Annotated in this window: 10 protein-coding genes; 5 read left to right on the plus strand and 5 right to left on the minus strand. The window is 56.3% G+C overall.

Going from position 1 to position 11,074, the window contains the following annotated elements; translation table 11 throughout:
• Nucleotides 1–127: 127 nt before the first annotated feature.
• The gene (locus AC4FIC_RS00005; protein WP_476194833.1) at nt 128–997 is read right to left on the minus strand and encodes a TraB/GumN family protein; all 870 of its coding nucleotides are present in this window, start codon (nt 995–997) and stop codon (nt 128–130) included.
• A 161-nt stretch (nt 998–1,158) separates the two neighbouring features.
• On the opposite strand from AC4FIC_RS00005, the gene AC4FIC_RS00010 reads away from it, so the two are divergent.
• Together AC4FIC_RS00010 and rep are read left to right on the plus strand one after the other, a co-directional pair.
• Nucleotides 1,159–2,055, plus strand: coding sequence for a CvfB family protein (locus AC4FIC_RS00010; RefSeq protein ID WP_490359361.1), 897 nt, complete (start codon nt 1,159–1,161; stop codon nt 2,053–2,055).
• A gap of 262 nt (nt 2,056–2,317) precedes the next feature.
• Entirely contained in the window at nt 2,318–4,342 is a 2,025-nt protein-coding gene (gene rep / locus AC4FIC_RS00015; protein ID WP_100258586.1) for a DNA helicase Rep, read from the plus strand.
• A 56-nt stretch (nt 4,343–4,398) separates the two neighbouring features.
• Here the strand turns inward: rep and AC4FIC_RS00020 are convergent, their stop codons facing one another.
• From AC4FIC_RS00020 to AC4FIC_RS00035, 4 genes are all read right to left on the minus strand, one after another.
• A complete protein-coding gene (locus tag AC4FIC_RS00020; RefSeq protein ID WP_100258587.1) occupies nt 4,399–5,340 on the minus strand; it encodes an SPFH domain-containing protein in 942 nt (313 codons plus the stop codon).
• 12 nt (nt 5,341–5,352) lie between these two features.
• Nucleotides 5,353–6,261, minus strand: a complete 909-nt coding sequence (locus tag AC4FIC_RS00025; protein WP_100258588.1) for an SPFH domain-containing protein — start codon at nt 6,259–6,261, stop codon at nt 5,353–5,355.
• 1 nt (nt 6,262) lies between these two features.
• Nucleotides 6,263–6,709: an NfeD family protein gene (locus tag AC4FIC_RS00030; RefSeq protein WP_100258589.1), complete on the minus strand. Its 447-nt coding sequence runs from the start codon at nt 6,707–6,709 to the stop codon at nt 6,263–6,265.
• Between the two features lie 171 nt (nt 6,710–6,880).
• Entirely contained in the window at nt 6,881–7,360 is a 480-nt protein-coding gene (locus AC4FIC_RS00035; RefSeq protein WP_100258590.1) for an FKBP-type peptidyl-prolyl cis-trans isomerase, read from the minus strand.
• A 261-nt stretch (nt 7,361–7,621) separates the two neighbouring features.
• Here AC4FIC_RS00035 and AC4FIC_RS00040 point away from each other — a divergent pair, with 261 nt between their 5' ends.
• From AC4FIC_RS00040 to AC4FIC_RS00050, 3 genes are all read left to right on the plus strand, one after another.
• Nucleotides 7,622–8,884 carry an MFS transporter gene (locus AC4FIC_RS00040; RefSeq protein ID WP_476194835.1) on the plus strand — a complete coding sequence of 421 codons (1,263 nt, stop codon included), beginning with the start codon at nt 7,622–7,624 and terminating at the stop codon, nt 8,882–8,884.
• A gap of 8 nt (nt 8,885–8,892) precedes the next feature.
• Complete coding sequence (mnmH, locus tag AC4FIC_RS00045) at nt 8,893–9,981, plus strand: tRNA 2-selenouridine(34) synthase MnmH (RefSeq protein WP_100258592.1); 1,089 nt, start codon at nt 8,893–8,895, stop codon at nt 9,979–9,981.
• A gap of 120 nt (nt 9,982–10,101) precedes the next feature.
• Nucleotides 10,102–11,074, plus strand: a 973-nt coding sequence (locus tag AC4FIC_RS00050; protein ID WP_476194836.1) for an FAD-dependent oxidoreductase, incomplete at its 3' end; no start/stop codon positions are given.

Here is an 11,074-nt window from a genome sequence, read left to right on the forward strand (position 1 = left end):
GGCGCATCTGCAACGCAAGGCTGTCTGGCTAGACCGGCTGTTTGGTGTGGTCTTGGTCGGTTTGGCCGGCAAGCTGGCGCTTGAGCTACTCTAACCCGACTGGGACCGCCGGCCTGCGCAGCTGGAGTCACTCAACCTGTTCGCTTATGCCCTCGGTAACCCGAGTGACCCGGTATCCAGCCTGTTTAAATTGCGCTAACAAACCCTCCTCACCGGCCATATGCAACGCGCCCACCGCGATACACTGGGGCGATGCAAGCATCTTGGCACGCTTAAATTGGTCCATCCAGTCGCGATTGCGCTCACTCAGCATCGCCGCCTCGACGGTCGGGTAGGATTTAAAGTCGGCTGCACGGTAGAGCGCCTCGACATCCCCCTCCTGCCAGTAACGCACCATATCTGCCACCAGCAGGTCGACTCGATCCAAGTCATTGGTCGAGAAGGTTATAAATTCATCTGGAATAGCTGCCGCCAACTCATTGAACAGGGTCATCTGCTGCATCACCGTTTCCAATGGTCGAATGGGTATGTCTTGTGCCTTGGCCTGCTCAGCCAAATACAGATCCAGGCCCTGGTCAGTGGCGAAGCTACGCTGCTCAAACAGGCTCAGGGTTAGGACGTTGACCACGGCCCAGGGCTTGAGGCCTTGGAGATTGACTAACGGCAGGCCGGCGCTGTCGGCCAACGCAGTTAGGTGACGGTACGCGTCAGCGCTGACCTGGCTCTTGAGCGTCTGACCCGCTGCCAGCTGCATGATGTTGCGAACCTGCTGCAATGTTGCCGGCTCACTCAGGGCAGCAGGATCGATCTCGAGCCATAGATTGGCACAGCGCCGGAACACCCGGTCGTAACTGTCCGGCAAGGGGTAGGCGTCCGGTTGCAATACATGGATGGTGCCGAACAGATACCATTCCTGCTCGCCTTGTACATGCCATATCGATGCGCCTATGACGCTGGCGGAATAACATAAACTCAGGGTGAGAAGTAATACACGCATAAAGGTACCTTTAAAGGACGATTCGCCCACTATTGGAGACGGGAGCCGTTCCGAGCTAGAAAACGAAGTTACATATTGTTGCGCCCTATTATGCCCACTGTCTTACCGGACCAACAACGTAACCGGGGCATCGGGTGCTATAACATCCAGCTGCGCGACCCATGCTAAAATCCATTTTTTCCCTTATACTGCGCCTTTTCCCCTTTTTGGTGGGCTCCATGGCACAAATCGGCAAGTACAACACCCTTGAAGTCACCTCTATTATGGACTTTGGGGTCTATCTCGATGGCGAGAACCTTGAGGCAATCCTGCTTCCGAAGACTCAGGTGCCACCCGATACCGAGCTGGGTGACTGGATCAATGTCTTTATCTATCTGGATTCAGAAGATCGACTGATTGCCACCAGCCTGAAGCCCAAGGCTGAGGTGGGCATGTGTGCCGCCTTGGAAGTCAAGGACACTACCTCCTTTGGTGCTTTTTTGGACTGGGGTCTGCCCAAGGAGTTGTTGGTGCCACTCGGCCAGCAACGCAAGCCGATGGAAGTGGGGCAAACTCACGTGGTCTATCTATTTGTCGATGAACACACCATGCGCATTACCGGCTCGGCCAAATTGAGCAATTATCTGCGCGAAGAAACCAGCAACTATAGCGTCAATGATCGAGTCAGCCTACTGGTCGTCGGCCGCACCGATATTGGCTATAAGGCGGTCGTCGATCAACTGTACCTGGGTATGATTCTAAACGCCGACCTACTGCAGCCGCTCAAGGTGGGCCAGCAGTTGTCGGGCTATATTAAGAATATCCGCGAAGACCAGAAGATCGATCTGGCGATTCAGCTTCAGGGCCACGAAGCCCGCCTCGATATAGGCGAGCGTATTTTGGTCGAGCTCAAGGTCAATGGCGGCACGCTGCCGCTGTCCGATAAGAGCTCGCCCGAGGCCATCTACAGTACCTTTCAGGTCAGCAAGGGTAACTTTAAAAATGCGATCGGCCGGCTTTTCAAGCTACAGAAGATCCGTATTGAGCCGCATCAGATCGTTCTATTGGATAGCGAATAGCCCAGCATCGACCTGTGCCCTGCCTAAATGGATAGCGCACCGAGCCACCGGGCTTAGGTGCATCAATCGGGGGGCAGGGCCTGTGGGTAGCCGCAGGTTAAGCCTTGACCCAGCCATATTATTATCGCTGTGTGAAGCTGATCCGCAGTATCGTCAATAATCCGGCATAAAAAGATCCATTTAGAGCCAATATAAAACTTCCCTTGGGTGAACATCCACGGGCTGTTAAAATTCCTGCTCCTTTCCTGGTAACCCCACTGACATGGCCACCCAACTCAATCCCAGCCAACAAGAATCCGTACAGTACATCAGTGGGCCTCTGCTGGTGCTGGCCGGCGCGGGGTCGGGTAAAACGTCGGTGATCACCCAAAAAATCGCCTATCTGATTCAGGAATGCGGTTATAAGGCCCACAATATAGCCGCCGTGACCTTTACCAATAAGGCCGCTCGAGAAATGAAGGCCCGCGTCAGCAAGCTGGTTAAGGGCAAGCAGGCCCATGGTCTAATCGTCTCGACCTTCCATAACCTGGGTCTGAATATTCTCCGCAAGGAGTCCCTCCATCTGGGCCTTAAGAGCAACTTCACCCTGTTCGATGACCACGATTCCAAGGCCCTGATCAAGGATATCATCTTGCGCACGGCGCCCAATGCGGCCGATGAACTCGATTATTTTCGCAACCTGATTAGCCTGTGGAAAAACGATCTTAAGGACCCGGAGCAGCTGGTCGGCAAGATGGAGGACGGCAACCACGAATTGGCCGTGGCGATCTATGCCGAATACAACCGGATGCTCAGCGCCTACAACGCGGTCGACTTTGACGACCTGATTCGCTTGCCGGCGACCCTATTTTTAAACAACGCCGAAGTGCTCGGCAAATGGCAGCGGCGGATCCGCTATCTGCTGGTCGATGAGTACCAGGACACCAATATTTCCCAATACCTGTTGGTCAAACTGCTGGTCGGCGAGAACCAACGCTTTACTGTGGTCGGTGATGATGATCAGTCGGTCTATAGCTGGCGCGGTGCGCGACCGGAAAATCTGGTCCAGTTGCAGGAAGACTTTCCGCACCTAAGGCTGGTTAAGCTGGAGCAAAACTACCGCTCGACTGGCCTGATTTTAAAGGCAGCTAACACCGTTATCGACAATAATCCACACGTCTTCAAGAAGACCCTGTGGAGCGACAAGACGTTCGGGGATCCGATCCGCATTATCCGTTCCGGCTCGGATGAGTCCGAGGCCGAACGGGTGGCCAACGAAATACTGCATCAACATCTGGTGCGCCGGGCCGACTACCGCGACTTTGCTATCCTCTATCGGGGCAATCATCAGTCGCGCATTATGGAGATGAAGCTGCAACAGAATCGGATTCCCTACAAGATCAACGGCGGCACCTCATTCTTCGCCAAGGCTGAGATCAAGGATCTGATGAGCTATCTGCGTTTGCTGATCAACCCCGATGATGACGCGGCCTTTTTACGCATTATCAATACCCCGCGCCGGGAGATCGGCGCGGCGACGCTGGAAAAGCTCAACGACTATTCCGCCGTGCGCGGTGTCAGCCTGTCCGCGGCGAGCAGCGAAATCGGCCTGCGCCAGCATCTATCGGCCAAGTCCGGCGCCCGCTTGGAGCGTTTCAGCGCCTGGCTCGAGCGTACTATCCATAAGTTACACACGGTCGAGGATCCGGTCGTGGTGATCCGCGAGATGCTCACCGATATCAACTATGAGGCCTGGCTGCGGCAAGACAGTCAGAGCGACAAGATGGCGGAGAAGCGCCTCGCCAATGTCCATATCCTGGTCGATGGCCTACAGTCTATGCTGGAAAAGGGCAATGATGAGGACGACTCGGACCTGGCGATCGGCGATGCGATCGGCAAGCTGGTATTGCGCGACCTGATGGATCGACAGGAAGAGGAGGATGAAACCGACGCTGTGCAATTGATGACCTTGCACGCCTCCAAAGGATTGGAATTCCCCTATGTCTTTGTCATCGGTATGGAGGAAGAGTTGCTGCCGCACCGAAACTCGATCGAGTCGGGCGATATAGAAGAAGAACGACGTCTGATGTATGTCGGCATTACCCGGGCACAAACCACCCTCACCCTGACCTACGCCGCCAAACGCAAACAGTTCGGCGAGCTGCACGACTGTACGCCGAGTCGCTTTTTAGATGAGTTACCGCAGGAAGACGTGAAGTGGATTGGTACCGACAAGATTGACTCACCGGCCGATAAGGCGAGCAATGCGCGCACCATCAGTGATTTGCGCGCGCTGTTAAACGGCTAACTGAGCCCCGGGTTGAACGCGCGTAAGGCGCTCAACCCGGGGCCTCTGGGCTCAGCCTACTTCTTGTCGGCGATCAGTTCTAAATCGGCCATACGCAACCAGCCGTGGAAGTCGGCGACATTGGCCGGCAGTACCACTCGGGTCGTGGCATCGGCTAGGGTGCCGACCTTGGTAAAGAGCTTTTCGGCCAATTGCAGCCGAATAGACGCCTCGCCACCCTCGGCATGAATCGCCGCACCAATTTTCTCGATCGACTCTGACGTCGCCTTGGCGATGGTCAAGATCTCTTGCGCCTTACCTTCGGCCTCATTGATCAACTGCTGCTTATCACCTTCGGAGACGTTAATGGTTTCGGTCATCACACCTTCAGAGACATTGATGCGCGACTGCTTGTCCCCGAGGCTTTTCGCCAAGATGGCGCGCTTTTCTCGCTCGGCGGTGACCTGCCGTTCCATCGCCTCGTTGACGCTGGCAGGGGGCAGGATGTTTTTAATCTCGAAGCGCAAGACGCGAATACCCCAGGCACGACCGGCGGCATTGAGCACTTCAACGACCTTGGAGCTGACCAGGTCACGCTCTTCAAAGGTGCGTTCCAGATCCAGGGTGCCAATCACCGACCGGGTTGTGGTGCGCGCCAACTGCACGGCCGCATCCATATAGTCGACGATGCCATAGGAGGCCTTGCTCGGATCCTCGACCGCCAGATAGATTACACCATCGACCTGCAGGTTAATCTCATCCTTAGAAAAACAATATTGCGGCGGCACATCGACGGTCATTTCTTTCAGGTTAACGCGGTCAGAAACCTTATCGACGAACGGTACGATGGCGTGAAAGCCAGGTTCCAACGTGCGTTGATAGCGGCCAAAACGCTCGACAATATAGGCCATCTTGGTCGGCACGAAATAGAGCGAGCGAAAAAATTGAAAGGTCACCGTGATGAAGATGACCGCCCAAACCGCGACGTTAAACGTATCTGCTATTGAGTTAGATTCCATAGGTCGGTCGCCTTAGCTTTTAAACTGTTTAGTTACTTGATCGACACCTTCGAAGATGCCCTTCACGCGGGCCATCTCACCCGGCAACACCGAGATGTCGGAGCTCGCCAAAATCTTGCCCAGCTCTTCGACAAACTGATCGACCAGACGCATCTTGATGGCCGTATTGCCGCCGGGCTTATTGATCGCCTCCGCGACAAGCGCAATGCCGGTAGCCTGGGCGCCAGCCAACAGGGAGATTTCTCGACCGCGGCCTTCGGCTATATTGATACGCCGTTGACGTTCACCGATCGACAGGTTGATCGCTTCTTGACGAACCCCTTCCGACATATTGATCTTGGCTTCTTTCTCGGCCGTGGCCAAGGTGATATCGGCGCGTCGGTCGCGCTCTGCGACCATCTGTTTCTCGAGTGTGGTGACCACATGGGCCGATGGACTGATATTGGCGACCTCGTAGCGGTACACCTTGATGCCCCAGCTTTCCGAGGCCCGGTCAATTTCCCGCACGATTGTTTCGTTGAGCGTTTCGCGCTCGGAGAAGATTTCCCCCAAGGACAGCTTACCCACCTCAGACCGCATGGTGGTCTGGGCCATATTGATGGCCGCCAGGCTGTAGTCGCCGATGCCATAGCTGGCCAACTGCGGATCCATGACCTTGAGATAGACCAGGCCGTCGATTTCCACCTGGATATTGTCCTTGGTGATACAGTGCTGCGGCGGGATATCGAAGACCTGTTCGCGAATTTCATGGCGATAGGCTACTCGATCAATAAAGGGCACAATTAGATGCAGACCGGGCTGAAAAACAGTGCGAAACTTCCCGAGCCGCTCGATCACAAAGGACTCGCGCATCGGCACCACGATCAGAAATAGCTTGAGGATAAAGAAGGCGGCCAGCGCCAGTATGGTAAAGAGTGTCATCTTAATTCCCTTCCAGTGGTTTAACGATAAAACAATTGCCATCTCGACCGATAATGGTCGCCGATTCGCCGGCGCCTAGCTCAACCTTCGCCTGGGCCGGCCAGCTGGTGCCTGAGTATTGAATACGACCTCGCCCAGAGGGCGTTATCGCGTCCTGCACCAGCACAATCTGACCCATAGCATCGACCAGCTCGTCGGTATTATCAACTCGCGATTCGGACGGATAAAGCCTAAGCAGTCCGGTGCGCAGAACCAATACAAAGGCGATTGAGGCGATAAAAAAGGTTAGCAGAATATTGGCCATTCCAGAGATATGACCGAAATGGATTAGGCCGCCGGTCAGCAGCGCGGCTGCGCCGATAAAGCCGAGCACGGCGCCAGGCATCACCAGCTCCATCAGTATCAAGAGGACACCCAGCACGAGCCAAACTAGCGGTAAGATTGCCATGAATTCGTCCCTCTGGGTCGATAAACGATTGCGACCTCCGCCTGAATCGGCGAGCGGCACCCCAACGGTAAGGATAGTACCTAGAGCGCACGAAAAGAAGGGCGCTGATGGACTAGCCTAATTGGGTTGCTAAGCCTCGACCGTTGGCCAGAGACTTAGCAACCCAAGGGATCAATGCTGGTGGCCACCGGCTCCGTGCACATGCCCATGTTCCAATTCTTCTTCGGTGGCATCGCGTACTTCTGTGATAGAACCGGTAAAGTGCAGGGTTTTACCCGCCAAAGGGTGGTTCGGATCGATGGTGATGTCGTCACCGTCCATCGCCGTAACGGTCAGTTGCATCGGGCCATTCGGCGTATCAGCGGTAAATACCATGCCGGGTTCAATCTGTTCGACGCCTTCAAAGGCACTCTTCGGCACAACCTGCACCAGGGCTTCATCGTGTTCGCCGTAGGCGTCCAATGGTTCAATCACCACGTCAAATTCGTCCCCGCTGGCTTTACCCAGGAGCGCACTCTCCAGGCCAGAAATAATATTATGGCCGCCGTGCAAGTAGACGAGGGGATCGTTCGCTTCGGAGCTGTCGATCAGGATTCCATCGCTGTCCTGCACATTATACTGGAGCGTCACTACCTTATTTTCTTCAATCATTGGGTTGTCCTATCGATTACATATATGAGTATCAAGTTAGCCTAAGCCCGACTGTGAAGGGTTTGGGCAGCGTCGACCTGGGTCGACGAATTAAGCGTAAATTTTGTCCTACCCTGGTCAGTTGGGGTCATTGTGTATGATTCAACCCCGTTTTGGGCTTCAATCGAATCGTGTGCGCTCGACTGAGACTTTTCTGACATCGAGCGCGGTTCGACCGTGCACTCTGTTAGACTGGCCGCCTATCCCCTGGATCCAGAATTAATGTCGAACACCTCCGCCTTACTGAACAGCCAATTTCGCATCTATTTTATCGCTTCCTGTTTCGCCACACTGGCCGTCTGGATGATACGTTTTCTGTTGGCCTGGCTTATTTGGCAACAAACTACGTCATTTTTTTGGGTCGGGGTGGCCAGCACCAGCCTGCTGTTACCCTCGCTGATTATCACGCCGATCTTTGGCGTTATTTCCGATCGCATCAATCTTAGGCGCGGCATGATCTATTGGCTGGCCTGCCAAGCGACGGTTACGCTATTGGCTATTGGCCTGCTGCGCTTCTCGCCACTGAGCCTGGCGCTGCTCTTAACCCTTACCTTTGCCTTCGGCGCGATTGCTGCCGCCGGCTCGCCCTTACGCCTGGCCCTGATCCCTCGTTTGGTGAGCCCGGATGAACTCAGTAATGCCGTTGGCTTAGGCGCCATGGTGTTTAACAGTTCGCGCATCGTTGCGCCCGCCATTGCCGCCTGGTGCCTGACCTTTATGAGCCCGAGTGGGGTTCTGGTGCTGGCCGGTTTGGCCTTTTTAACCGCCGCCCTGCTCAATCTGCTCCTGGATGAACATGCCAGTCCAGCAGGTCGCACGGCCAGCAGCCGGCCTGCCAATGGTTGGCAGGAGTTTACCGCCGGTGTACGGTTCAGCTGGTCCGACCCCGCGATTCGGCTACTCTGTACCCTCACTCTGATCAACAGCCAGGTCGCCCGCTCGCTAATGGAACTGCTGCCGGCCCTGTCGGGTCTATTTACCGCCGGCACGGCAACCGACCTGGCCACCCTAACCGCATTCGCCGGGGCGGGGTCGATTCTTGGTGGCTGGTATATGTCCACCCTCGGGCGCGACACCCGACGCCTGGTGCGCGTATTGATCGGGGCCATGTTTTTCACCGCTCTGGCGATTGTACCGCTCCTGTTTCGGTTATCAATTTGGCCGATGTCGGTCTTTATTGGTTTGATTAGCCTGCTGATGACCCTATTGGGTACTGGCTCGCAGATTCTCTTGCAGCGTCAGACCGTGGATGGGATGCGCGGCCGGGTGCTCAGCTTATGGATTACCCTCGCCATCGCCGGTGCCGCCTTGGGCGCGTTAATAATGGGTGCCATTGCCGAGTTTCTTGGCTTTCCCGTTATGCTCTCGCTGATGCTGCTATTATCCCTGCTGAGCACCGCTTGGCTGTCGCGCCGCGGCTCATTGATTTACGATAGAGCGTTGCCGGCCGACCCGCTGACAACAACCCTGCAACCCCAACCTTAGGAAGGCCTGTGCAACCGATTCGCGACTTTACCAGCCTGTTTTTGCAGGACCGACCCATGATAGATGTCCGGGCACCCGTGGAATACGCCAAGGGTGCCTTTCCCAGCTCACACAATCGGCCGCTTATGGTTGATCACGAACGGGAGGCTGTTGGGACCTGCTATAAAGAACAAGGCCAGGCGGCGGCGATCGATTTGGGCCATCAGCTGGTCCAGGGCGACCTCAAGGCCGAACGCGTGCAGGCTTGGGTCGCCTTTGCGGCAGAGCATCCGGAGGCCGTCCTCTATTGTTTTCGCGGCGGCCTGCGCTCACGCATCAGCCAGCAGTGGCTCAGCGACGCCGGGGTTGATCTGCCCATGATCGAGGGCGGTTACAAGGCATTGCGGTCTTTTTTGCTCGAACAGTTACACGAGCGCTTAAGGGTCGGCCATATCAGGGTGCTATCGGGCGCCACCGGCTCGGGCAAGACCGAGGTAATTCGCTCGGTTGATCAGGCGATTGATTTGGAAGGCATGGCCAATCATCGCGGCAGTGCCTTCGGGTACACCGGCAGCACGCAACCGGCGCAAATCGATTTTGAAAATGCCTGGTCGGTCGCCTGGCTCAAACTTGCGGCGCGCAGTTCCGGACCGGTGCTGTTCGAGGATGAGGGCCGGTTGATTGGCCGGGTGGCCGTATTGCCGGAATTTTTGGTGCTCAGCCAAGGAGCGCCCATCGTCAAGTTGACCGTGCCGTTGGAACAACGCATTCAACGGATTTGTCGAGACTATTTTCAGGACGCCTATCAGCGCCACCTCTGTCACGGTGAGCAAGTGGCCCTAGCCTATTTGGATGAGTTTGTCCGCGGTGCCCTGACCCGAATACAGAAACGCCTCGGTGGTGTGCGCTTTGCTCGGTTGATTCAGTGCCTCGACGCCGGGCTGGTCGATCTGGCCCAGCGCGGGGGCTGGACCCAGTTTGAGAATTTAGTTGAAATACTGCTGTCCGACTATTACGACCCCATGTATGACTACCAATTTGCCAGCAAGGCAGAGCACACCCTCTTCGAAGGCAATCACCAGGAGATTCTGCAATGGCTGGCTCAACAAGCCCAGTAGCGGCACTCAGCGCGGCCAGCTCCGGGTATCGGCATGTTGTTCAAGTCCATCTTGATTCCCCCTCGGTACGCTCTGGCTGGCCTATCAGTCGGCGAAATTTACCCTACGCAGGACACTGCAATGATCACAGCGGGAAACACTGAGATGATCGAACGGGATCTGGTTTTTGTTGGCGGTGGCCATAGCCATGCGCTGGTACTGCGCATGTTGGCGATGAAACCCATAGCGGGCGTCCGCTTAACTCTGGTCTCGGACACACTACTAACCCCCTATTCTGGTATGTTGCCCGGTTATTTGGCCGGGCACTATAGTGTCGAGGAAACCCATCTGGATCTGCCACGCCTGTGCCAAGCGGCCCAGGTGCGCTTTATCCATGCCCGAGTGACCGGAATCGACCTCGAACGAAAACAACTGCAACTGGCCGACCAGCCGCCGCTCAGCTACGACCGCGTCTCGATTAACACCGGATCGACACCGAACCTGGCCGTGCCCGGCGCGCGCGAGTTTGCCATCGGGGTCAAGCCGATCAGTCAACTGACGCACCTATGGCAAGATCTGCTCGACCAACGCGGGCCGGGCACCCGACCGCACTGGGCGGTCATCGGCGGCGGTCCGGCCGGTATCGAGGTGGTGCTGGCGATCGCGGCACGCTTTGCTCAAGAGGGGCGGCCCTTAGAACTGTCGCTGGTGCAGTCTGGCACCACGCTCTTGCCCGCGTATGGAGCTGCCGTACAGCGCGCCGTGGCAGCGGCGCTAAAACGCTATGGCATCCACTGGGTGACTAATTTTCGCGTCGCCGAGGTCACCGCTGACCGGCTGACCGCCACCGATGGCCAGACCCTGGCGATGGATAAGTCGCTTTGGTGTACGCCCGCTGCAGCCCCGAGCTGGCCCGGCTTGGCTGGCTTGGCGGTCGACGACCAAGGCTTTATTGCAGTCAATGCCTATCTGCAAAGCACCTCCAACCCTGAGGTGTTCGCCTGTGGCGATGTCGCTGCCATGGTGGCCTCGCCTCGGCCTAAGGCGGGGGTCTTTGCAGTGCGCTCGGCCCCCTTCCTGCTGAAAAATCTACGTGCCGTCTTTGCCCAGCAAA

It is taken from the genome of Reinekea sp., assembly GCF_982785585.1.

Coding starts and splice junctions, on each gene's coding strand:
- AC4FIC_RS00005 (WP_476194833.1), bottom strand. CDS start 997: ATGCGTGTATTACTTCTCACCCTGAGTTTATGTTATTCCGCCAGCGTC.
- AC4FIC_RS00010 (WP_490359361.1), top strand. CDS start 1,159: ATGCTAAAATCCATTTTTTCCCTTATACTGCGCCTTTTCCCCTTTTTG.
- rep (WP_100258586.1), top strand. CDS start 2,318: ATGGCCACCCAACTCAATCCCAGCCAACAAGAATCCGTACAGTACATC.
- AC4FIC_RS00020 (WP_100258587.1), bottom strand. CDS start 5,340: ATGGAATCTAACTCAATAGCAGATACGTTTAACGTCGCGGTTTGGGCG.
- AC4FIC_RS00025 (WP_100258588.1), bottom strand. CDS start 6,261: ATGACACTCTTTACCATACTGGCGCTGGCCGCCTTCTTTATCCTCAAG.
- AC4FIC_RS00030 (WP_100258589.1), bottom strand. CDS start 6,709: ATGGCAATCTTACCGCTAGTTTGGCTCGTGCTGGGTGTCCTCTTGATA.
- AC4FIC_RS00035 (WP_100258590.1), bottom strand. CDS start 7,360: ATGATTGAAGAAAATAAGGTAGTGACGCTCCAGTATAATGTGCAGGAC.
- AC4FIC_RS00040 (WP_476194835.1), top strand. CDS start 7,622: ATGTCGAACACCTCCGCCTTACTGAACAGCCAATTTCGCATCTATTTT.